Source organism: Lysinibacillus sp. 2017 (assembly GCF_003073375.1).
GTDB lineage: Bacteria > Bacillota > Bacilli > Bacillales_A > Planococcaceae > Solibacillus.
Genome location: NZ_CP029002.1, coordinates 71,233 through 94,177 on the forward strand (window position 1 = coordinate 71,233; position 22,945 = coordinate 94,177).

Here is a 22,945-nt window from a genome sequence, read left to right on the forward strand (position 1 = left end):
AATTATTAAAAATACAGGAGGCCATCATGCCGTATCAATACGCTGACTCAAAATTAAAAATCTTCTCATTAAATTCAAACAATCCACTTGCAAAAGAGATTGCTGATGAAATGGGTGTAGAACTAGGGAAAACATCTGTAAAACACTTCAGTGATGGAGAAGTCCAAATTAGCATTGAAGAAAGTATTCGTGGATGTGACGTATTCATCGTTCAATCTACTTCTGCTCCTGTAAATGAGCATTTAATGGAACTTTTAATTATGGTTGATGCTGTTAAACGTGCATCTGCTCGCACAGTAAACGTTGTAATGCCTTACTATGGTTATGCACGTCAAGACCGTAAAGCAAAAGCACGTGAACCAATCACTGCTAAATTAGTAGCAAACTTACTTGAAACTGCTGGCGCAACTCGTGTTATCGTATTAGATTTACACGCACCTCAAATTCAAGGTTTCTTCGATATTTTAATCGACCACTTAGTAGCAGTACCATTACTAGCTGAATACTTCAGTTCAAAAGGTTTCAATGAGGATGAATTAATTATCGTTTCTCCAGACCACGGTGGTGTAACACGTGCTCGTAAAATGGCAGAGCGTTTAAAAGCACCAATCGCGATTATTGATAAACGTCGTCCAAAACCAAATGTAGCGGAAGTTATGAACATTGTTGGTAATGTTGAAGGTAAAGTGTGTATTTTAATCGATGATATTATCGATACGGCTGGCACAATTACAATTGGTGCTGAAGCATTAATTAAGAGCGGTGCAAAAGAAGTTTACGCTTGCTGTTCTCACCCAGTATTATCTGGTCCAGCAATCGAGCGTATTGAAAACTCTTCGATTAAAGAATTGATTGTAACAAACACAATTCAATTAAACAAAGAAAAGCTTTCTCCAAAAATTAAGCAAATTTCAGTTGCTAAATTAATGGCAGATGCAATCTCTCGTGTTTACGAAAACAAATCTGTAAGTACATTATTTGATTAATTAATAATTTTTAGCAGCCTAGGAGCGCAGGTTCCTAGGCTGCTTTTTTGGTATTAAGGGAATTTTAAGCACCTTTTTCAAGTCATATGTTTAAATTACCTGCCAATAGGGAAAACATACTCCTGTACTACTATTTAAGGGGGACAATGAAGATGATGACAGTATTACAAGCAAAAAAGCGTGAGTCTGGAAAGCGTTCAACATTAAGCCAACTTAGAAAAGATGGTCAGTTAGCAGCAGTGCTATATGGTTATCAAATGGAGTCTACGCCGATTTCGTTGAGTTATAAAGAAACGGCCAAAGTAGTTCAAAAACATGGCTATACAAGTGTATTTAAAATTGATGTTGATGGTAAAAAGGTCAATGCTGTAATGACAGACATGCAACGTGACGCACTAAGAGGACATGTAAAGCACGTTGACTTCCTTGCAATCAATATGAAAGAAGAATTAGAAGTTGATGTGCCAATCACATTAACAGGTACCTCTATCGGTGTCAAAGAAGGTGGCGTATTAACGCAACCAAATCATACGCTTAAAGTAAAAGTGAAACCAAGTGATATGCCAGATACGATTGAAATAGATGTATCTGAATTAGCAGTTGGCGATACGTTATTTGTGGGTAATGTACGTGATCAATTTAAAGATTTTGTTATTCTTACTGAAGATGATTACACATTAGCAACAGTGACACCGCCAGCACCACAAGTAGAAGAAGCCGACCCAAGTGCTGATAATGTAACGGCTGATGACGTTAAAGTAATAGGTGAAAAACAAGGTCGAGAAGATTAATTGAAAACTACCGCCGCTCTCATTAGTTTGAGGGCGGTTTTTTGATGTAAGTAAAATAAAACTTCGACATCCGAAGGGAAATCAGTATAATGAGGGGAGAAAAGCAAATATTAAGATAATTAGAGGGCATAATGAGAACTTACAATGAAAAAATGAGTATCTATCACGGGATGGCGTCAGCAGTTGCGACAAATACGTCGAATAGCTACATTCCCATTTTTGCGATGACCATTTTAGGAGCGACGAACTATCAAGTTGGGTTGATTAGTTCTTTACCACCTTTAATCACGTTGCTGATGACGTTACCAGCAGCGATTTTATTAAACCGAGCTATTGAACAAAAAAGATTGGTGGCATTTTCAGTTTTAGCAGCACGTTTTGTCTTTTTGCTTATTGCGTTTATTAGCTATGTGCCAGGAAACTTTGGCTCATGGCTTTTACTTGGACTTATTGCGGCGATGAGTATCCCAAATACAATGGTCAATATGGGGTGGCAATCTTTTATCGGCAATCTTATCGATGAACATCGACGTGCCCAATTTTTCAGTGATCGGAATCGTCTACTTACGATTGTTGGACTAATTGTTACGTTAATTATTGGTGTTGTGATGAAAGATACAACAGCAAGTACAATGACGTATCAAATTTTATTTACATTTACATTTTTAGTAGGAATTGTGGAGTTGTACTTTTTAATGAAGCATGAAGAGCCGGTTCGAGCGGTAGCACAAGATAAGAAACGTGCGATGGATTGGTCGATTTTTAAAAACAATCAATACGTGTTATTTTTAGTCATTGCGTTAGTCTTTAACTTCGGTTGGCAAATGGCATGGGGATTATTTAATATTTACAATATCCGTTATGCAGGAGCAACGATTTTTTGGGTGAGTATGTTTAATGTTGGGAGTATGGTTACACAGATTTTATCTTTTTCATTGTGGCGGAAGTGGTCACAAAAATACGGCAATATGCGTGTATTTATATGGGTTGCATTTGGGATGTCAACTGCACCGTTATTAACGGTTCTTTCAACCAATCATTATTATTTGGTAGCGATGAACGTGCTCTCTGGGTTTTTCATATCTGGAACCGTACTAATTTTATTCAATCTATTATTGGAAAACTCACCGCAAGAAGTACGCACATATTGCATCACATCTTACAATGTCTTACTGGCAATTATCGCTTTTTCATCTCCACAAATCGGAATTTGGTTACTTGAAACGTACTCCATGAATACTTCGATGTATGTATCCACGACGATGCGTTTTTTAGCAGCAATTGGCTTTTTACTTTTATATAGTATTCGAAAAAAACGAGCAACAGCGGTGTAATCCATTCAATCCGAGATACATACTTTTCAGTGGAAACTATGATAAAATAAAGGCGATTAGAGAAAAAGGATGCGATTACTAGTGAAATTAATTATTGGTTTAGGAAATCCGGGTAAACCATATGAACATACACGTCATAATGTTGGATTTGATGTGATCGATGAATTAGCAAATAAGTGGAATGCACCATTAAATCAATCAAAGTTTAATGGCATGTATGCGAGCGTACATCGTCCTGAAGGAAAAGTTATTTTATTAAAACCTCTTACGTATATGAACTTATCAGGTGAGAGTGTGCGTCCCGTAATGGATTATTTTGATATAGATGTAGAAGATATTATCGTCATTTATGATGATTTAGATTTAGAAACGGGTAAATTACGTTTACGTGGTAAAGGGAGTGCAGGTGGACATAATGGCATTAAGTCATTAATTCAGCATTTAGGCACGCAAGAATTTAACCGAATTCGCGTTGGGGTAAATCGCCCACCAGCAGGCATGCAAGTGGCAGATTATGTTCTTTCGAAGTTTTCAAAAGACGATCGAGTTGTCGTTAATGAAGCAATTAGTAAAAGCTGTGACGCGGTAGAAATGGCGTTATCGAAACCATTTTCAGAAGTAATGAATCACTTCAACGGCGCATAATTTAATGATAGGGAGGCTATACTTTGAATACAGTTCGTGTTTAAAGGAGGCTTTTAACATGCCGGTACGCTATCGATGTAGACATTGTGAGGTAGAAATGGGTGTCTTACCTTTTGATGCAGATGAAACGGTTCGTAGACTCCATCAGTTTGAAATCGGTGAAGAAGACGATTTCATCGAAAAAAATGAACGAGGTGAAACGACCGTGCATAGCATTTGTGAGCATTGTCAAGAGTCGTTACGACAGTTTCCGGACTATTATGCGTTAAAAAAATGGTTACAGTAAAGGAGTTGCTTTGGTCGCGAATACTCGCGCCAAGGCTTTTTCCTTTTTGGATAGCTATAAAAACGTTTCGAAAACAGAAGGAAGGAGACTGTGTGTGGAAACCATTCATCAATTATTTTTAAAAGATAAGCAGATTCATAATTTCGTTGATCAACTAAAGAATCGTGAAGCGGACGGTCAACTTGTTACAGGGTTGACGGGTAGTGCGAGACCAGCGTTAATCCAAACGATTTTCAAAGAAACAAAAAAATCCATTTATATTATTTCATCCAACTTATTGCAAGCCCAAAAGCTAGTTGATGATTTAAGTGCATTAATCGGAGAAGAGTGGGTGCATTATTACCCTGCAGAAGAATTTATTGCGGCTAATATGACGATTTCTTCACCAGAGTTGCGGGCACAGCGTATTGCAGCACTCGGGCGCCTTATCAATAAAGAACGAGGAATTTATATTATTCCAGCGGCCGGTATGCGCAAAATGTTAAATGCACCGAGCGATTGGGTGGGCTTTGAGTTAGCAACTTCACTTGGCCAAGACGTAGACATTAACGAGTGGCTACATAAGCTTGTAGAAATGGGTTATTCACGTAGCGAAATGGTCACGACCCCAGGGGAATTTGCGATGCGCGGAGGAATTCTAGATATTTATCCACCATATGCAGAGTCACCTATTCGTATTGAACTATTTGATACGGAAGTGGATTCGATTCGAACATTTTCAGCAGATGACCAGCGTTCTATTGAAAAGTTAGATCAAGTAAAGATCTTACCTGCTACAGAGTTACTCATTACATCAGACCACCGATTAGTCATTGCCGATCGATTAGAAGCGTCGCTGGCAACGAGCTTAAAAAAAGTTCGTAAGAAAGAAACGCAAGAGCTACTGATCCAAAATATCGCGCAAGATATTGAATTGCTTCGTCAAGGTCACTTGCCAGATCATATTGCAAAATACGGCTCTCTCTTATTTGATAAACCGCACTTTTTAGGGGATTATTTCGCGCAAGATGGGCTTGTTTTATTTGATGAGCTTGGCCGAATTCAAGAAGTGATGGAAGCTTGGGAACGAGAAGAGTCAGAGTGGTTTGTATCACTGATAGAAGAAGGGAAAATGCTGCACGAAGTAAAACCTTCCTATGCATTAAAAGAAATACTAGCCATGCTGACGCAGCAAAAGGTGTATTTTGCCTTGTTTACACGTTCGTTTGCAGGGGTGACATTGAAGAAAACGACGAACTTCTCATGTAAGCCAATGCAACAATTTCACGGACAAATTGCACTATTACAAAACGAAATTGAACGATGGACACACGAAAAATTCACTGTATTATTTACAGCGCAAACCAATGAGCGTATTAAAGCGATGCAAATTTTACTAGAAGACTATCATATTCCAGCAACGATCGGTTATTCAGATGGTCCTGGTATTTATTTGGTGAATACAGCGCTATCGGTAGGATTTGAGTTGCCTCTTCAAAAAATCGCCGTTGTAACGGATGATGAGTTATTTAAACAGCAAGCAAAGAAAAAAACGCGACCACAAAAAATGTCGAACGCCGAACGAATAAAATCATATACCGAAATTAAACCAGGCGATTATGTCGTCCACGTCCACCACGGGATCGGTAAATACATTGGCATCGAGACATTAGTCGTAAATAACACACATCAGGATTATTTACATGTTCGTTATCGTGAAGATGATAAATTATTCGTACCGGTCGATCAAATTGAACTAATACAGCGCTACGTGCCATCAGGTGAAAAAGAGCCGAAGCTACATAAGCTTGGCGGTGCCGAATGGAAAAAAACACGGGCCAAAGTTTCAAGTGCCGTTCAAGATATTGCGGATGATTTAATTAAGCTATATGCAAAGCGTGAAGCAGAGAAAGGTTTTAGTTTCTCTCCAGATTCGGATGAGCAGCGTAGTTTTGAAGCCGCATTCCCTTATGAAGAAACAGATGATCAATTACGCACAATTGTTGAAGTGAAGCGCGATATGGAACGTGAACGCCCAATGGATCGCCTTGTTTGTGGAGATGTGGGTTACGGTAAAACAGAAGTAGCGATTCGTGCAGCATTTAAGGCAATACTAGATGGGAAGCAAGTCGCATTTTTAGTGCCGACAACGATTTTAGCACAGCAACATTATGAAACAATTTCAAAACGCTTTGAGGATCATGCCATTAATGTTGGTTTACTTAGCCGTTTCCGTTCGAAAAAACAACAAACTGAGACAATTAAAGGGTTACGAGAAGGTACGGTTGATATCGTAATCGGTACACATCGTGTGTTATCAAAAGACGTCGCCTATCATGATTTAGGTTTACTAGTTGTCGATGAAGAACAGCGCTTTGGTGTAACACATAAAGAAAAAATTAAGCAATTGCGTACGAATGTGGATGTATTAACGTTAACAGCGACACCAATTCCACGAACACTTCATATGTCGATGGTCGGTGTACGTGATTTATCCGTCATTGAAACACCACCACAAAACCGTTTCCCAGTACAAACGTATGTTATGGAACATAACGGTGCACTAGTACGTGAAGCCATCGAACGTGAAATGGCTCGCGGAGGTCAGACTTTCTATTTATATAATCGTGTTGAAGATATTACGAGACGTGTCGAAGAAATTCAAATGCTCGTTCCAGATGCCCGCGTTGCTTATGCACATGGTCAAATGACAGAGGCTAAGCTTGAATCGGTCATTTTATCGTTTATTGAAGGAGAGTATGATGTGCTTGTTACAACAACCATCATCGAAACAGGGGTCGATATACCGAATGTAAATACGTTAATTGTTCATGATGCAGATCGAATGGGCTTATCTCAGTTGTATCAATTACGCGGGCGTGTGGGTCGTTCTAATCGTATTGCGTATGCTTACTTCATGTATGAGCGTGATAAAGTACTAACGGAAGTTGCAGAGTCACGATTACAAGCAGTAAAAGAATTTACCGAGCTTGGATCTGGATTTAAAATAGCCATGCGTGACTTATCAATTCGTGGTGCCGGGAATTTACTTGGCGCACAACAACATGGCTTTATCGATTCAGTCGGCTTTGACCTTTATTCTCAAATGCTTGAAGAGGCAGTGGAAGAACGTCGCAGCGGTGTGAAGAAGGAAGAGAAAACCGAAGTTGAAATCGTATTACATGTTGATGCCTATATTCCAGATGCCTACATTCCAGACGGTTATCAAAAAATTCAAATGTACAAGCGTATTAAATCGATGGAGAAAATGGATGATTACATGGAAATCATTGAAGAATTACAAGACCGCTTCGGAGATCTACCAGTGGAGACTGAGCGCTTAATGCGAATTGCACGTATGAAGGTATGGGCAGCAGAAGCAGGTGTTCTATCGATTAAAGAAAAGCAGCTAGTGGTATCGATTTTGTTATCTGAAGAAGGAACGGCTTTTGCAGACGGTGCAAAAATCGTTGCAGAGTCGATGATTTTTGGACGAGCAGTTGGCTTTGGCATGGAAGGTAAACAGCTTATTGTTACGGTTGATTATCATAAATGTGGCAATCATTTACCGTTCGATGTCATTGAACAGATGATGGAAATCATTGCGACTTCGAAAAAAGCATGAAAAAAGCTGATGCGCAGTAACAACCGCGCATCAGCTTTTTTATTTAAGCTAACATGCACCGATTCTTAAAGATGCGTTAGCAATACAGAAATCATTAGTCTAATAAAGTATTTAAAGAATGTTGGACGCTATAATGAACGCCATGATTATAATTTAAGCGTTGAAATAATTCTTCACGATTTTGATGTTCTTGTCGCAACTTTAAAAATTGCTTTTCCCTAGTAGTGGATGCCAAAACTAAATCACGCTGGCCATTTGGTTTTTCTAAATAACGTTTGAAAATACCATTTTCAAATTTTGAGACCGACTCATCACGATGTTTCGTCGCCTTTTTAGGATAATAAGCTAAATGAGTTCCTGCATAATATTGTTGCTGACGATATGCGTCAGGGGTAGAAATCGTTGTATCTACTTTTAACATTATGAAACACCTCCTAAAGACTTGCCTGCTTGATATATTGCCAAATTTAAAATAATTGAAACGCAAATGAGACTAAATTATAGTAATTCCCTAAATTTGCAATTAGAACTATATTTATTGAGGTTGTTTTGGTTAGTTTTTTCGACAATAGAAACGTTGCATAGATTTCTTTTAATCACACCATACTAAGTACATCATGTTAGGTAATGATGTGAAAGTGAGGGAACAAAGGATGAAAGCAACAGGAATCGTACGCCGTATCGATGACTTAGGGCGTGTTGTTATACCAAAAGAGATACGAAGAACTCTTCGCATCCGTGAAGGTGATCCACTTGAAATTTATACCGACCGCGAAGGCGAGATTATTTTAAAAAAATATTCACCCATTAACGATTTAGGTGAGTTTGCACAGCAATATGTTGAATCACTTTATGAAACATTAGGCACGCCGAGTTTAATTAGTGACCGTGATGAAATGATTGCCGTGGCAGGTGTATCGAGAAAAGATTACGTAGCCAGACGGTTAACAATTTTCTCAGAAGACGCGATAAAAGATCGTGTTGCGGTTAGTGAGAAGCTTGAAATGACAATTGAGCTTGTAACAGGTCAATTCGAACAAATAAAGTCCTACTGTATTGTGCCCATTATTTCGAATGGTGATCCAATTGGTGCGGTCTACTTGCTATCACGCGTACATTTCATTGGTGATATCGAACTAAAGTCAGCGGAAACGGCAGCACACTTTTTAGCAAAACAAATGGAAAACTAAAGTAAAATTAAAACGTCCAAGGAATTGGTCGTTTTTTTTTTCGAAAAAAGAAGGTAAAAGAGCAACTAAAAGGTGAAAGGTTATTTCGTGTTATACTAAATTTATACGGCATAACCTAGCAGTAAGACCTCAGCTTCAAGGGTTGAAGGGGGAATCAACTGCCAGTAAAAGCCCGATTGGTTCAACTAACAATCAGAGGGAATAAAAAGACCTCACTGATTGCAGTTTCACTTTATTGTATGTAGAAGAGGATGGATTTAGAATGTCTTCGCAAGATTTTGGCATGAAAAATTATATGAAGGGTGCTTTGCTTTTAACCATTGCAGCACTCCTTGTTAAAGTGCTAAGTGCAGTTTACCGAGTTCCTTATCAAAATTTAGTAGGAAATCAAGGCTTTTATGTGTATCAGCAAGTGTACCCGTTTATTTCATTTTTTGTTGTTTGGACGGCAAGTGGTTTTGCAGTTGCAATTTCAAAAATACTTGCGGATATCGAGGCACGCGGTGGATCATCTATTGAAAAACGCGCGGTTTCAAAAGTGATATTTACTTATTTAGTCGTGTTAGCGCTCCTGTTTTTTAGTTTGCTGTATTTCGGTGCGGATACATTAGCTATGTGGATGAAGGACCCTCAATTAGCAGCACTATTAAAAGTGGGTTCGTTTATTACGTTATGTATGCCACTTCTCGCAATTTTAAAAGGAAATTTCCAAGCAGATAGTCGCATGAAGCCTGTTGCTTATGCGCAAGTTTTTGAGCAAGCGGTTCGTGTATCAATTATTTTAGGGGGAACAGTCATTTTACTTTCGTATACAAAGTCTGTATACGAAATGGGGGAGATGGCAGTTTTAGGAACAGTTATTGGTGAAGTTGCAGGAATCTTGTTGCTATTATTTTTTATGAAGCACCAACAACATGAAGCGGTAACTGTAAACTTAAAAGTGAAAGTAAAAGTGAAGGTTTGGCCGATACTAAAAGAAGTAACCTTTTATAGTATTACGATTAGTATGAGTGGGCTTTTATTATTATGCTATCAATTAGTCGATTCATTCACGATTTATAAAATCCTTGTTCAATCAGGGATGTCGTCGATTGAAGCGATGGAAATTAAGGGAATCTATGATCGTGGTCAGCCACTTGTACAGCTAGGATTGGTTATTGCAACGTCACTTTCTTTAGCGATTGTGCCCCTGGTTGCCATAAAAGCAAAAAGTAAGAATGGTCGAGGAGCTAAACCCTTTATACAATTAACGTATCGTAGTTCGTTGTTATTTGGTGTTGCGGCGGCATTAGGGTTAATTCTTGTCATGCCGTATGTTAACATTTTATTATTTAAAACAGATGCGTTATCAGATGTATTGAAGCTATATGCGGTTCAAATTGTACCATTGTCGATTATTTTAACATTTACAGCCGTTTTACAAGGCTACAGTAGATTAAAGGTTCCGGCACTATTTTTAGCGCTTAGTATTGCAATAAAATATATCGGAAATACGCTTTTAATTGCGGAGTGGGGCGTTATCGGCGCGGCGATTGCGAGTAATATTGCACTTATTTTTACCGCAACAGCCCTCATCTTATATTTGAAAAAAGTAGCACCGATAAAATTAGCAAGTCGAAAATTTTATAGGAAGTTAGCAATCGCTTGTATTGCGATGCTTGTCACGGTTGAAGCAACAATTATTTTACTAAATCAGTTTATCGACGTGACGTCGTTTAGACGACTTTACGCGATATTTTATACAACGTTATTAGTATCGCTTGGAGCAATTATTTTTATTACAGTTGTCGCGAAACTGCGCGTTTTGGCGGAAAAAGATTGGTTTTTAATTCCGCTGGGGCGACGTATGGCTTCGTATCAACTTTGGTTAAATCGAAAGAAGTAGGTGTGGAATTTGAATCAGTTAACAGTCATTGGCCTAGGTGCAGCAGATTTTGAACAAATGCAAATGGGCGTTTATAAAAAAATAAAAGCAGCAAAAAACTTATTTGTTCGTACAGAAGATCATCCCGTATTAAACGATTTACGTGAAGAAGGCGTTGCGTTTACAAGCTTTGATGAAATTTATATTAAGCACGGGTCATTTGGTCCTGTATATGAAGAAATTGCAGAGCGTTTAATTGCACTTGTGGAAAAAGACGATATTATGTATGCCGTTCCAGGTCATCCTTTAGTCGCCGAGCAAACGGTCCAACATTTAATTGAAGCAGACAAAAAAGGACGTATCAACCTTGTGATTGAAGGGGGACAAAGCTTTTTAGACCCGATTTTTGGCGCATTAAAAATCGACCCAATTGAAGGATTTCAGTTGCTAGACGGTACGAGCATGGCAATGCATGATATTAATATGCGTCAGCACATTTTAATTGCACAAGTATATGATTCATTTAGTGCATCTGAAGTGAAACTCACATTGATGGAAAAATACCGTGATGACTACCCAGTAACGATTGTGACAGCAGCAGGTTCATCACAAGAGCAATTACGGACCGTGCCATTATATGAACTAGATCAAGCAGCAGAAATCAATAATTTAACGACCGTGTATGTACCACCTGTTCAAACAGATGAGGATGCATTACGTGATTGGACAACATTCCGCGGAATTATTGCGACGCTGCGTGGTCCAAATGGTTGCCCATGGGATCAAAAGCAAACCCATGAATCGTTAAAAAAATATTTATTAGAAGAAGCCCATGAATTTTTAGCCGCAGTGGATGCTGAGGATGATTTTGCGATGGTAGAAGAGCTAGGGGATGTATTGTTGCAAGTATTCCTTCACGCTCAAATTGGTGAGGATAACGGCTACTTTACATTAGAAGAAGTTCTAGCATCCATTAGTGAAAAAATGATTCGCCGTCACCCACATGTATTTGGCGATGTGTCCGTTAAAGATGCGGATGCAGTCGTTGCAAATTGGGAAGCGATTAAAAAACAAGAAAAAGGTACTTCACAACATACGCCACTATTAGAAACGGAATATCGTCCAGATTCGGCACTGCAAACATCGTATAACTATCAGAAAAAAGCAGCGACAGTTGGTTTTGATTGGCCAAATGTTGAAGATGCATGGGATAAGTTCGCAGAAGAATGGCAGGAATTCCGTGAAGAAATTACGAATGGTTCAGAAACAGCACGTTTAGATGAATTTGGTGATGTCTTATTTACGCTTGTTAACTTAGCGCGCTTTTATAAAATTTCACCAGAAGAAGCCATGCTGCATGCGAATGAAAAATTTGCACGTCGTTTTCATTATGTTGAAGAAAGTGTAAAAAATAGTGGCAAGGCTTTTAATGAATTTACATTAGATGAATTAGATGTTTTTTGGAATGAAGCCAAACGCTTAGAAAAAGGGGAGTAAATTATGCGCTTAGATAAATTTTTAAAAGTCTCACGTTTAATTAAACGTCGTACGCTCGCAAAAGAAGTGGCTGTTCAAGGTCGTATTACGATTAATGGGAAAGTGGCGAAAGCTAGCAGCCCTGTTAAAGTGGGGGACGAGTTAGCGATTCGATTCGGTCAAAAAATCGTTACTGCACGCGTCGAAGAAATTCGTGAAAATGTTAGAAAAGAAGATGCTCTAAAAATGTTCACGATTTTAAAAGAAGAGCGTCTTGAAAAAGTTGAACCTGAATTTATTGATGACGAAGAATAGATTTTTTAAAGCATGGCAATGACATTGTCATGCTTTTTTTAGTACGAGCATATAGTGTACAACTATTGGATAAGGGAGGATTAATTTGACAATTCATCAAGAAAGTACACGCTATACCATTTCATCAGGGGATCATTTAGTAACCGTGCGTAATCGTAAGAGAATGGATATGACATCAGTAAAGAGTATTGAACGATTTGATCAAGAAGAATTTTTTGTGAATACCTCACAAGGACATTTACTCATTCGAGGCGAGGATTTGCGCATTGTTCATTTAGATGTGGACAAGGGGCTTCTAACGTTAGAAGGCGAAGTGAAGCAATTGCAATACGATGACAGTGATAGTGGTCTATCGAAAAGTTTCCTCCATAAACTGTTTGGATGATGATGAGTTCGCAGCTTGTAAGCATATTCGTTATGTTTATAAGTGGAATCGCAGTAGGGGCAGTTATTGATTGTACAAGATATACAGTTCGGCAAATCCCAATTCAATTCCTTCACAGATTGGCAACTATCATTGAATGGATTGTTTGGGCTTTTTTGGGAATATGTACATTTTACTTTTTATTTTTAATAAAAGGAGGGCAGTGGCGTCTTGTAGATCCACTCGCCCAAATAGCAGGAATTATTGCGTATGAATTTATCTTTCAAAAATTAATACGTTTCATAGGAAGGTTAATTGTGAATATACTTATTAAACCTTTTTTCTATATAGGTCATTTATTTGTGCGGATCGTGCGGGCAATAATACGATGGATTGTCAAAGCAATTGTCTTACTAAATCGCCCAATTTTGAAACTTTTCAAGAAATATTTGTTAAAAACCTTTTAAATAAAGTAGGGAAATCGTATAATGGTAACAATTAATTGATCGGTTTGGAGGCGACGGAATGGTGAGAACAAAAAAACAAGAAGCGCTACATACACGTAATGTTCAACCCTTGAACAACGACTATGTCCGCTCAAATCCTCAAGCAAAATCACAATACAAAGCGAAACAAGCCGTTTTACGTCGTAGGAGAATGGCTATTTTCTTTATCTTTGCAGTAATCGTAATTGCTGGACTTATTCAAGCAAACAAAGTACAAAATGAAAGACTTACTGAAAAAGTAGAGCAAAAGGCAAATGTAAGCGAAGAATTAGAGCAAGCATTAGAAAATCAAGAAATGTTGAAATTACAAATTGCAAAATTGGAAGATGATGAGTACATTGCAAAATTGGCGAGAAAAGAATTTTTCCTTTCTGAAGAGGGAGAAATAATCTTTACGATGCCTAGTTCATCTGAAGAGAAAGACGAAAAGGATTCAGAAGATGAACAATAGTTTTAAAAGGCGGTATGTGAAAAAATACGAAATTTATTTAAAAAGGTAAATCGGATGCATTTTTAGATGAAAATACGTTAAATTTAATATTTTTATGACAAATCATTGGTATTAATTACCTTTAAAAAGAGTGTCTTGTTGACACTCTTTTTATGTTAGCTATAATTAGAGGAGAAACTATTGAACAAAAGTTTCACTACAAAGGATAATATGACTTTTAAGGTAAAGGTCTCTTAAATTTTAAGGAGGAGCATTTTTTTTATGTCAATTGAAGTAGGCAGCAAAGTACAAGGTAAGGTAACAGGAATTACAAATTTCGGCGCATTCGTTGAGCTTCCTGATGGTAAAACAGGTTTAGTCCACATTAGTGAAGTGGCGGATAACTATGTAAAAGATATTAACGAACATCTTAAAGTAGGCGACGAAGTCGAAGTTAAAGTGATGAATGTTGAAGCGGACGGGAAGATTGGTCTTTCAATTCGTAAAGCAAAGCCTCAAGCTGAGCGACCAGAGCGTCCACAGCGTCCTCGTCGTGATAACAACCGTTCAAACGATCGTAATGATCGCCAACCAAAGGAAAACTTTGAACAAAAAATGGCACGTTTCTTAAAAGATAGTGACGAGCGTTTAACTACATTAAAACGTGCAACTGAGTCAAAACGCGGTGGCCGTGGAGCTCGCAGAGGGTAATTTGTTGGCTTTTTGACACGTAGAAAAAGTGACCATATATATGAAAAAGGGAGTTGTTTTGTGAGTGGATACTTACAAAACAACTCCTTTTTTTGTATAGCAAAGCGGGAAGCTACACATTTTGTTTAGCAGGATATGAACGTGCCTCGTCTTATTTATTTTCAGTGTTATGTTTGATGAGTACGCGAATAAGTGTTACAAAACAAAATACGCCACCAACTAAACCAGTAAAGATCATAATGGTTTGAAGCATAACAGGTAAATTTGTTAAAATAACGCCGCCAACAATTAAAAGCATGCTAATACCGCATAGAAATGCTAAGTATGTAAAATTTTGAACCAAAGAAAACGCCTCCTCTTTCAAACACTATTATAAGGTAAATGATGATTATTATTCCAATGGTTGGGGATGAAGAGAATGATAAATTCCTATTTGTGACAAAAGATTGCAAGAAAATCATAAAGAATAATAAAAAAGGAAAGGATACAGTAAGTTAATACTTACTGCATCCTTTCCTTAAAAGATGACCCGTACGAGAATCGAACTCGTGTTACCGCCGTGAAAGGGCGGTGTCTTAACCGCTTGACCAACGGGCCAAAAATATGGTGGCGGCAGAGGGAGTCGAACCCACGACCTTTCGGGTATGAACCGAGTGCTCTAGCCAACTGAGCTACACCGCCAAATTTAACAACAAAATTAATAATACAGGGCAACAATAAAACTGTCAACAATATTTTAATAATTTTAAACAGAACTATTCTCTTAGAAATTTATTGTAAAAACCATTGGTAAAGCTCTATTTTATCTGTTATTTTGGATGAGCATTTTGTCATTTTTTATATGTTTATCAATTTCAATATGGCAAAGTATAGTAAAAGTCGTCGAACACTTTATAAACTCTCAAACTATAAACAGACAAACTTCACCTTTCTTTCTTTGTATACTTGCGAGAAAAAGAGAAGGTGATCAAATTGACGACAATCATCAACGAAAAAGTTGCGTTACACCCACATTATGAAAGTCTGAATGATGGAAGCATGAAAAAAATTAATGCATTACTAATCGGTATTTCTTTTTTTCTAGCATTTAGTTTTGCGCATGCCACTTTTTTTGAAGTGGTTGCACCGTTTTTCCTGCCTTTTTGGCTTATCGTACGTTCTAAATTCCAACAGTACCAGACCTCAGTATTAATTGGAGGCTTTTTAGGTACGTTTTTTTTAGGATTTGGCCAAGTTGTGATTCTACTACTTGAACTTGTCCTTATTGAAGGACTCCTTCGTTTTAAATATTTGCGTCTTTCCGCATATGTAGCTATTATTCTCACCATTGGCCTTGTCCAAATGTCATGGCAAACCATTACGTATAGTGGATTTCCGCCATTATTAATTTTATTTTATATTTTAATTGAATGCTTATTTGCCGTCATGATGCTTTTTTTTATGCAACAGTTTTTTGTGTCAATTTCCGAGCTGAAAAATTATGAATGGACAAAAGAAAAGGTGGTCGCGTTATTCGTTGTTTTAGCAGGTATGCTAATTGGCATGCAAAGTTTGACGTTATCTTATTTTTCTCTGCCTCTTATTTTGATGCATCTCCTGATTTGCTTTGTTGCCGCGGTATCAACGGTTGGCGCAACAGTCGTTTTTACGTTATCACTTGGCCTACTTACAGGTATCGCGAATTTATCATTTACGAGTATGATAGTTTTATATGCAACTACTGGATTAATCGCGAGTGTGATGAAAATAGCTGGACGTTTTGGCATTGCCTTTTTTAGTTTATTGCCAAGTGTATTTTTCTTTTTCTATGATGCGACATTGCCACTTGATAGTGTTTATTTTGTTTCAAGTGTTGCAGGGATTCTCCTTTTTTTATTCATTCCACGAGCATGGCTACAAACGGTTGAAAGTTATTATAACAAGCATGCATTCAATCCAATTGTTATCCAAAGTAACGAAGCAGCAACTGAACATTTGAAGCAATTTCAACAATTCGTTTCATTTATGAAAAATCTTGTGTTTGATCGATTTACGCAAGAAGTAAAGAGTGTTGAACAAAGACCCGACTTCATTATTTGCTCGAGTTGTTTTCGCTACGAGCAATGTTTTGGAACAAAACGTGAGATGGAGAGCTCGATTGAAGATTGGCGAATAGCTCGTAGAAGTTCGAAGCCATTTGAGTGGATTCGAGCAGAGGACCAGCTTAAAGCAAAATGTATTAAATCAACGAAGCTACTAGAAGAGTTGGAGTCTGCTTTACAAAAGGAACAAATGGAGCGCCAATTCTATCACGGAAAGAAGATGATTGCACTTCAATTGCGAGATTTAAGCAATCATTTGGAGCAGCTTTTAGATGAGCGTCAAAATGAAATTGAACATACTGATATGGATGAATATGTACAACAATTTTTAAAGCAGCAACAAATTAATTGCTTTCAGTTGCAATGGATAAAGACAGAAATAGGAGAAAGGGAGTTTATTTGTTCAATTGCCGATGAACGAGAAGCACATACGGTTATTCAACAAGTGGAGCAACTGTTATTTGAAATGCTACATGAGCCGATGCAAGGAGTAGAAATTCATCAGCAGGACAAGCCATTTTTTTATCGTCAATTTAGGTTTCGTTCAGCAATTCGTTATCAATTGGAGTATGATATATATAAGCATTCACAATTTAAGCAATTCGTTTCAGGTGATGCCTATCGTGTTTTTCCACTTCACTCAGGTTTAACAGCAATTATGCTGTCGGACGGGATGGGGACAAGTGATTTAGCAAGGCAAGAAAGTGATCGTTTAATCCATATGATGCAGGAATGTTTGACACATAATATGGATCCTGAAACGGCGATGCACACGATGCACTATGTCATGTCTTTAAAAAATACTTCCGACATGTATGCGACGATTGATTTTGCACTCGTTGATTTACAGTTAGGTGATTTATGGTGTTGGAAAGCGGGAAGTATGACAACGTATGTTTTGCGAGGCAGTGAATTATTTAAAATTGAAAGTAAAAGTGCGCCAATTGGATTTTTATCAGACTTTACAGTTGATACGGAAATGATTTCACTGTTATCAGAGGACATTATTGTGATGATTTCAGATGGGTTATTTGAAGGTCGTGAAAATTGGACACAACAAGAGCAATACTTTTTACAATTGATTCGCCAAGCCATTAAGAGAGGTGCATCCACTCAGGTCGCTTTGTATGAGGTAATGGCACAATTTAACGAGCGTTATTCAATTGATGACGATTGTACAGTCATGCTGTTTCGTATACAGCATGTTGCCACGAAATGGTCTGTATTTCGTCCAGCGTATCAATGATAAATGGATAGATGAGGTGAGAGGATGCAAGCATTAGAGCATCGCGTATTAGCCTATATAAAGCAGCATCAATTAATTAAAGAAGGGGACAAAATTCTTGTCGCTTGTTCAGGAGGCGTCGATTCGATGGCGCTTCTTTCTTTTTTATTTAAATTTAAAAGTTATTTTCAAATGGAATTAGCGGTTGTCCATGTGGATCATATGCTTCGAGGTGAGGCATCTGATGGGGACCGTCGATTTGTTGAGGAAACTTGTGACAAATGGGAAATTCCAGTGTTTAGTTGTGCCATTCCGATTTCATCGTTTTTAGAAGACGAGGGAGGAAATTCACAAGCCGTTTGCCGTAGAGAGCGTTACCAGTATTTTGACGAAGTGTTGCGTGTGCAAAAATTTGATAAACTTGTAACGGCGCATCATGCAGATGATCAGCTCGAATCGGTGTTAATGGCCATGACAAAGGCAAGTTCACTAAATGGTTTAAAGGGAATTTTACCAAAGCGTTCGTTTGGCCAGCATTTAATTATTCGACCATTTTTAGTGGTTACAAAGAGTGAAATTGGGGAATATTTACATAACGAACGACAAACGTATCGTGAAGATGCAAGTAATTATAAAGATACGTATACGCGCAATCGTTTTCGTCACCATATTGTGCCATTATTAAAGCAAGAAAATAACGCAGTGGCGCATCACGCTGTACAAATAGCACAACAATTAGCGGACGATGATGCGTATTTGATGCAGCTTGCACAAAAGCGTTTTTCTGAGATTTTTGAAAAAATGGCGCAAAATTGTTATATAGTGAATGTTTCTGACTTTCAAAGTGAACCACTTGCTTTACAAAGAAGGCTCATTTTAATACTATTAAGTTATCTTTATAACGATTCGAATACGATTCAAAGCTATACACTTTGTACGACAATTATAATGTTATTTGAAACGTCAGAAGGTAGTCGTGCGCTTGATTTACCTGAAAATTTTATTGCGCGGCGTCAATATGAGACAATCGTATTTGAAAAAAAGCACCAAAGTACTCCAATAGAAAAGCAACAACTTACTTTAAATGAGTGGGTTACAGTTGGAACGATGCGTCTATTTGTCGGGCAATTGGCACTTTGTGATGAAACATTCCTTACAAAGTATCAACCATTTTATTTTACGGCTTCGACTATTTCGTTTCCGCTTTATGTAAGGGGCTCAAAAACTGGAGATCGCATTGCGCTTTTTGGCATGCAACAGCAGAAAAAAGTATCTCGCATTTTCATTGATGACAAGATTCCTTTAGTAAAAAGAGCGAATTGGCCATTATTAGTCGATGCAACAGATGATCTTTTAGCAATAATAGCTGTACGCGTAAATAATAAATTTTCTAGCGTAAAGTCAGCGGTACACGACTTTGTACTTATTGTCGATCGCGATGAACGTTTTTAGAAAGTTTGAACAATCCAAGGAGGAATCTACTCATGATTCAAAATGATATCGAAAAAATTATGATTACAGAAGAACAAATTCAAGAGCGCATTAAAGAACTAGGCGCACAATTAACAGAAGAATATGCGGACCGTTTCCCACTAGCAGTTGGGGTATTAAAGGGTGCAATGCCGTTTATGACAGATTTAATGAAACGTTTTGATACTTATGTTGAACTAGATTTTATGGATGTATCTTCATATGGAAATGCGACAGTATCTTCTGGTGAAGTGAAAATTTTAAAAGATTTAAACACAAGTGTTGAAGGTCGCGATGTAATTATTATTGAGGATATCATCGATAGCGGGTTAACATTAAGCTACTTAGTAGACTTATTCAAATACCGTAAAGCAAAATCAATTAAAATTGTGACATTATTAGATAAGCCATCGGGTCGCAAAGTGAAATTAGATGCAGATGTTATCGGTTTCCAAGTACCAGACGGTTTCGTAGTAGGTTATGGTTTAGATTACGCAGAAAAATACCGTAACTTACCATACATCGGAATTTTAAAACGTGAAGTGTACTCATTCTAATTGAACGGATTGTGACATAATTCGTTCGAACTTTTAAAATGCTCGGTGCTTTTCATTGTATGAAAATTTCAACGTATGTTAAGATTTTACTTATAGTTTTTCTGTAACGTTGTGAGGAGGCTGGGGATGAATCGAATATTTCGATACACCATATTTTATTTACTAATTTTTCTCGTAATTATCGGGATTTTTGGAACATTTAATGGTGGTAAAAAGACAACTGAAGATTTAACGTTCTATGAATTTTTTGATGCATTAGATGCTAAAAAGGTTGAATCAATCACAATTCAACCAGATAAAAATGTTTATAACATTGTAGGTCAATTGAAGGGTGCTGAAGAAGACGAAAACTTCACAGTAAACATCCTTACAAATGATGCAAAATCAATTGAGCGTATTACGCAAATTGATAAGGACTATCCTGAAGTGAAAGTATTAGAAGCGGCACAAACAAGTGGCTTCGTAACTTTCCTTACAAGTATTATTCCATTTGTCATCATTATTATTTTATTCTTCTTCTTATTGAGCCAGTCTCAAGGTGGCGGTAATAAAGTAATGAACTTTGGTAAATCAAAAGCAAAACTTTATGATGACCAAAAGAAAAAAGTTCGCTTCACGGACGTAGCTGGTGCTGATGAAGAGAAGCAAGAGCTAGTCGAAGTTGTAGACTTCCTAAAAGATCACCGTAAATTCACCGATATTGGTGCACGTATTCCTAAAGGGATTCTACTTGTAGGTCCTCCAGGTACAGGTAAAACATTACTTGCACGTGCAGTAGCTGGTGAAGCAGGCGTACCATTCTTCTCGATTTCAGGTTCTGACTTCGTAGAAATGTTCGTCGGTGTCGGCGCAAGTCGTGTACGTGACTTATTCGAAAATGCGAAGAAAAATGCGCCATGTATCATTTTCATCGATGAAATTGATGCAGTAGGTCGTCAACGTGGTGCAGGTCTTGGTGGTGGTCACGATGAACGTGAGCAAACATTAAACCAATTACTAGTTGAAATGGATGGTTTCGGTGCAAACGAAGGTATTATTATCATCGCTGCAACAAACCGCCCAGACATTCTAGATAAAGCGTTATTACGTCCAGGTCGTTTTGACCGTCAAATTACGGTTGGTCACCCAGACGTGAAAGGCCGTGAAGCAATCCTTAAAGTACACGCACGTAACAAGCCATTAGCAAATGGCGTTGATTTAGGTGCGGTTGCCCAACGTACACCAGGATTCTCAGGTGCCGATTTAGAAAACTTATTAAACGAGTCTGCACTTGTTGCTGCTCGTAAAAACAAAAAATCAATTAACATGGCAGATATCGATGAAGCGTCAGACCGTGTAATTGCAGGTCCAGCGAAAGCAAGCCGCGTTTACTCTGCAAAAGAGAAAAAACTGGTGGCGTTCCACGAAGCTGGTCACGTTGTTGTCGGTTTAGAATTAGATGAAGCGGATACTGTTCATAAAGTAACAATCGTCCCACGTGGTCAAGCGGGTGGTTATGCGATTATGTTACCGAAAGAAGAGCGCTTCTTTACAACAAAACAAGAGTTACTTGACCGTATCGCTGGACTCCTTGGCGGACGTGTTTCCGAAGAAATCGTACTTGGTGAAGTTTCAACAGGTGCACATAATGACTTCCAAAAAGTAACGAGTATTGCACGTGCAATGGTAACAGAGTACGGAATGAGCAAAGGTCTTGGTGCGGTTCAATACGGATCAAATCAAGGTGGTAATCCATTCTTAGGTCGTGACTTCGGTTCAGACCAAAATTACTCAGATACAGTTGCTTACGAAATCGACAAAGAAGTACAACGCATTGTTGATGAGCAATATGCACGTACAAAACGTATCTTAACTGAAAATCGCGACCTGTTAGATTTAATTGCCAACACATTAATGACGAAAGAAACATTAAACGCGCAAGAAATCGAACATTTACGCGACCATGGTACACTTCCTCCAGTAGAAGAAGAGCCAGCTGTTGAAGAATCAAACGAATCAACGCCTTCTGTTGAACTTGCAAAAGAAGAAGCAACACCAACTATTGAAACAGCAGGGAACGCTTCAATCAACGAAGAGGTTGTTAACAATCCAGTAGATCCGACAAGTGCGGATTTACCAAAAGAAGGTTTAACAGAGCGCCCTCAAGGCATCGATGAAGACCGTCAAAAGTAATAAAACCTAAAACTGGCTACTTCCTCTTTTAACGAGGAGGTGGCCAGTTTTTTTATTTGATAAGCATTTGCCATAATTTATATATCGATAAAAGACAATACTATAAAGAGCACTAGCATATATGGTATGATTTTTGACAGGACAAGTAAAAAGTAGGTGACACGTATGATTTTAGTGATGAATGCGGGGAACTCGAATATCATTTTAGGTGTATATAAAAATGATAAACTGATGTATCACTGGCGAATGAAAACGGATACGCGAAAATCAGAAGATGAATATGCGATGCAAATCAAAGCCCTTTTTTCGTATGAAGGCCTTTTATTTGAACAAATAAAAGGAATTATTATATCCTCAGTTGTGCCACCGATAATGTTCGCACTTGAAGCAATGAGTCAAAAATATTTTCGAACACAGCCATTAATCGTCGGACCAGGTGTCAAAACAGGATTAAATATTAAATATGAAAATCCTCGTGAAGTTGGAGCTGACTTAATCGTTAATGCAGTAGCTGCTATTTCTGAATACGGAGGAAAATCACTCATTATTGTCGATTTTGGTACGGCAAACACATATAGCTATATTAATGAGCGTGGTGACTATATGGGGAGTGCTATTGCACCGGGTATCGCAATTTCAACCGATGCCTTATATACACGTGCAGCTAAATTACCTCGTATAGAAATTGCCCATACAAATCAGGTTGTTGGCAAGAACACAATAGCAGCGATGCAAGCAGGTGTTTTTTTTGGCTTTATCGGTCAAGTAGAAGGCATCATAGGCCGTATGAAGGCGCAAAGTAAAGAGGAGCCACTAGTCATTGCAACAGGTGAAATTGCCAAATTAATTGCACATGAAACACAAATGATTGATATCGTAGATCCACTTTTAACATTAAAGGGGCTTGCGATTATTTATAAAAGAAATCAGTAGAAATG

The 22,945-nt window shown here is 37.9% G+C and carries 21 protein-coding genes and 2 tRNA genes; 19 read left to right on the top strand and 4 right to left on the bottom strand.

Annotation, left to right across the window (positions count from 1 at the left end; translation table 11 throughout):
- Positions 1-26: 26 nt before the first annotated feature.
- From DCE79_RS00330 to mfd, 6 genes are all read left to right on the top strand, one after another.
- Complete coding sequence (locus tag DCE79_RS00330) at positions 27-986, top strand: ribose-phosphate diphosphokinase (protein ID WP_108711183.1); 960 nt, start codon at positions 27-29, stop codon at positions 984-986.
- 152 nt (positions 987-1,138) lie between these two features.
- Positions 1,139-1,777, top strand: a complete 639-nt coding sequence (locus DCE79_RS00335) for a 50S ribosomal protein L25/general stress protein Ctc (RefSeq protein WP_108711184.1) — start codon at positions 1,139-1,141, stop codon at positions 1,775-1,777.
- 131 nt (positions 1,778-1,908) lie between these two features.
- On the top strand, positions 1,909-3,111 hold the full coding sequence (locus DCE79_RS00340; protein ID WP_108711185.1) for an MFS transporter: 1,203 nt from the start codon (positions 1,909-1,911) through the stop codon (positions 3,109-3,111).
- 81 nt (positions 3,112-3,192) lie between these two features.
- Positions 3,193-3,756 (top strand): aminoacyl-tRNA hydrolase, encoded by a 564-nt coding sequence (gene pth / locus DCE79_RS00345; RefSeq protein ID WP_108714387.1) that lies wholly within the window; start codon positions 3,193-3,195, stop codon positions 3,754-3,756.
- Positions 3,757-3,814: 58 nt separating this feature from the next.
- Positions 3,815-4,042 (top strand): anti-sigma-F factor Fin family protein, encoded by a 228-nt coding sequence (locus DCE79_RS00350; RefSeq protein ID WP_108711186.1) that lies wholly within the window; start codon positions 3,815-3,817, stop codon positions 4,040-4,042.
- 94 nt (positions 4,043-4,136) lie between these two features.
- The gene (gene mfd / locus DCE79_RS00355) at positions 4,137-7,646 is read left to right on the top strand and encodes a transcription-repair coupling factor (protein WP_108711187.1); all 3,510 of its coding nucleotides are present in this window, start codon (positions 4,137-4,139) and stop codon (positions 7,644-7,646) included.
- Between the two features lie 94 nt (positions 7,647-7,740).
- On the opposite strand, the gene DCE79_RS00360 is transcribed toward mfd, so the two are convergent.
- Positions 7,741-8,067: a hypothetical protein gene (locus tag DCE79_RS00360; protein WP_108711188.1), complete on the bottom strand. Its 327-nt coding sequence runs from the start codon at positions 8,065-8,067 to the stop codon at positions 7,741-7,743.
- A 232-nt stretch (positions 8,068-8,299) separates the two neighbouring features.
- On the opposite strand from DCE79_RS00360, the gene spoVT reads away from it, so the two are divergent.
- The 8 genes from spoVT (at position 8,300) to DCE79_RS00400 (ending at position 14,502) form a co-directional block, all read left to right on the top strand.
- Positions 8,300-8,836 carry a stage V sporulation protein T gene (gene spoVT, locus DCE79_RS00365; RefSeq protein ID WP_108711189.1) on the top strand — a complete coding sequence of 179 codons (537 nt, stop codon included), beginning with the start codon at positions 8,300-8,302 and terminating at the stop codon, positions 8,834-8,836.
- A gap of 262 nt (positions 8,837-9,098) precedes the next feature.
- Positions 9,099-10,721 (top strand): putative polysaccharide biosynthesis protein, encoded by a 1,623-nt coding sequence (locus DCE79_RS00370; RefSeq protein WP_108711190.1) that lies wholly within the window; start codon positions 9,099-9,101, stop codon positions 10,719-10,721.
- 9 nt (positions 10,722-10,730) lie between these two features.
- Positions 10,731-12,197: a bifunctional methyltransferase/pyrophosphohydrolase YabN gene (mazG, locus tag DCE79_RS00375; RefSeq protein ID WP_108711191.1), complete on the top strand. Its 1,467-nt coding sequence runs from the start codon at positions 10,731-10,733 to the stop codon at positions 12,195-12,197.
- A gap of 3 nt (positions 12,198-12,200) precedes the next feature.
- Complete coding sequence (locus tag DCE79_RS00380; RefSeq protein WP_108711192.1) at positions 12,201-12,491, top strand: RNA-binding S4 domain-containing protein; 291 nt, start codon at positions 12,201-12,203, stop codon at positions 12,489-12,491.
- Between the two features lie 85 nt (positions 12,492-12,576).
- Complete coding sequence (yabP, locus tag DCE79_RS00385) at positions 12,577-12,876, top strand: sporulation protein YabP (RefSeq protein WP_108711193.1); 300 nt, start codon at positions 12,577-12,579, stop codon at positions 12,874-12,876.
- 2 nt (positions 12,877-12,878) lie between these two features.
- Positions 12,879-13,322: a spore cortex biosynthesis protein YabQ gene (gene yabQ / locus DCE79_RS18910; RefSeq protein WP_159083024.1), complete on the top strand. Its 444-nt coding sequence runs from the start codon at positions 12,879-12,881 to the stop codon at positions 13,320-13,322.
- Positions 13,323-13,380: 58 nt separating this feature from the next.
- Positions 13,381-13,812: an FtsB family cell division protein gene (locus DCE79_RS00395; RefSeq protein ID WP_108711195.1), complete on the top strand. Its 432-nt coding sequence runs from the start codon at positions 13,381-13,383 to the stop codon at positions 13,810-13,812.
- A 261-nt stretch (positions 13,813-14,073) separates the two neighbouring features.
- On the top strand, positions 14,074-14,502 hold the full coding sequence (locus DCE79_RS00400) for a S1 domain-containing RNA-binding protein (RefSeq protein WP_108711196.1): 429 nt from the start codon (positions 14,074-14,076) through the stop codon (positions 14,500-14,502).
- A 151-nt stretch (positions 14,503-14,653) separates the two neighbouring features.
- On the opposite strand, the gene DCE79_RS00405 is transcribed toward DCE79_RS00400, so the two are convergent.
- From DCE79_RS00405 to DCE79_RS00415, 3 genes are all read right to left on the bottom strand, one after another.
- Positions 14,654-14,845 carry a sodium:potassium antiporter gene (locus DCE79_RS00405; RefSeq protein WP_108711197.1) on the bottom strand — a complete coding sequence of 64 codons (192 nt, stop codon included), beginning with the start codon at positions 14,843-14,845 and terminating at the stop codon, positions 14,654-14,656.
- A 182-nt stretch (positions 14,846-15,027) separates the two neighbouring features.
- Positions 15,028-15,099, bottom strand: a tRNA-Glu gene (locus tag DCE79_RS00410).
- A 7-nt stretch (positions 15,100-15,106) separates the two neighbouring features.
- A tRNA-Met gene (locus DCE79_RS00415) sits at positions 15,107-15,183 on the bottom strand.
- Between the two features lie 291 nt (positions 15,184-15,474).
- Here DCE79_RS00415 and DCE79_RS00420 point away from each other — a divergent pair.
- From DCE79_RS00420 to DCE79_RS00440, 5 genes are all read left to right on the top strand, one after another.
- On the top strand, positions 15,475-17,829 hold the full coding sequence (locus DCE79_RS00420) for a SpoIIE family protein phosphatase (protein WP_234417299.1): 2,355 nt from the start codon (positions 15,475-15,477) through the stop codon (positions 17,827-17,829).
- Between the two features lie 24 nt (positions 17,830-17,853).
- Positions 17,854-19,260 (top strand): tRNA lysidine(34) synthetase TilS, encoded by a 1,407-nt coding sequence (tilS, locus tag DCE79_RS00425; RefSeq protein ID WP_108711198.1) that lies wholly within the window; start codon positions 17,854-17,856, stop codon positions 19,258-19,260.
- Positions 19,261-19,292: 32 nt separating this feature from the next.
- A complete protein-coding gene (hpt, locus tag DCE79_RS00430) occupies positions 19,293-19,835 on the top strand; it encodes a hypoxanthine phosphoribosyltransferase (RefSeq protein ID WP_108711199.1) in 543 nt (180 codons plus the stop codon).
- A 126-nt stretch (positions 19,836-19,961) separates the two neighbouring features.
- Entirely contained in the window at positions 19,962-22,007 is a 2,046-nt protein-coding gene (gene ftsH / locus DCE79_RS00435; RefSeq protein ID WP_108711200.1) for an ATP-dependent zinc metalloprotease FtsH, read from the top strand.
- 165 nt (positions 22,008-22,172) lie between these two features.
- The gene (locus DCE79_RS00440) at positions 22,173-22,940 is read left to right on the top strand and encodes a type III pantothenate kinase (RefSeq protein ID WP_108711201.1); all 768 of its coding nucleotides are present in this window, start codon (positions 22,173-22,175) and stop codon (positions 22,938-22,940) included.
- Positions 22,941-22,945 lie beyond the last annotated feature (5 nt).

Excerpts from the sequence above, each read along its gene's own strand:
- DCE79_RS00330 (WP_108711183.1), top strand. The coding sequence starts at position 27 with ATGCCGTATCAATACGCTGACTCAAAATTAAAAATCTTCTCATTAAAT.
- DCE79_RS00335 (WP_108711184.1), top strand. The coding sequence starts at position 1,139 with ATGATGACAGTATTACAAGCAAAAAAGCGTGAGTCTGGAAAGCGTTCA.
- DCE79_RS00340 (WP_108711185.1), top strand. The coding sequence starts at position 1,909 with ATGAGAACTTACAATGAAAAAATGAGTATCTATCACGGGATGGCGTCA.
- DCE79_RS00350 (WP_108711186.1), top strand. The coding sequence starts at position 3,815 with ATGCCGGTACGCTATCGATGTAGACATTGTGAGGTAGAAATGGGTGTC.
- DCE79_RS00360 (WP_108711188.1), bottom strand. The coding sequence starts at position 8,067 with ATGTTAAAAGTAGATACAACGATTTCTACCCCTGACGCATATCGTCAG.
- spoVT (WP_108711189.1), top strand. The coding sequence starts at position 8,300 with ATGAAAGCAACAGGAATCGTACGCCGTATCGATGACTTAGGGCGTGTT.
- DCE79_RS00370 (WP_108711190.1), top strand. The coding sequence starts at position 9,099 with ATGTCTTCGCAAGATTTTGGCATGAAAAATTATATGAAGGGTGCTTTG.
- DCE79_RS00380 (WP_108711192.1), top strand. The coding sequence starts at position 12,201 with ATGCGCTTAGATAAATTTTTAAAAGTCTCACGTTTAATTAAACGTCGT.
- yabQ (WP_159083024.1), top strand. The coding sequence starts at position 12,879 with ATGAGTTCGCAGCTTGTAAGCATATTCGTTATGTTTATAAGTGGAATC.
- DCE79_RS00395 (WP_108711195.1), top strand. The coding sequence starts at position 13,381 with ATGGTGAGAACAAAAAAACAAGAAGCGCTACATACACGTAATGTTCAA.
- DCE79_RS00400 (WP_108711196.1), top strand. The coding sequence starts at position 14,074 with ATGTCAATTGAAGTAGGCAGCAAAGTACAAGGTAAGGTAACAGGAATT.
- tilS (WP_108711198.1), top strand. The coding sequence starts at position 17,854 with ATGCAAGCATTAGAGCATCGCGTATTAGCCTATATAAAGCAGCATCAA.
- hpt (WP_108711199.1), top strand. The coding sequence starts at position 19,293 with ATGATTCAAAATGATATCGAAAAAATTATGATTACAGAAGAACAAATT.
- ftsH (WP_108711200.1), top strand. The coding sequence starts at position 19,962 with ATGAATCGAATATTTCGATACACCATATTTTATTTACTAATTTTTCTC.
- DCE79_RS00440 (WP_108711201.1), top strand. The coding sequence starts at position 22,173 with ATGATTTTAGTGATGAATGCGGGGAACTCGAATATCATTTTAGGTGTA.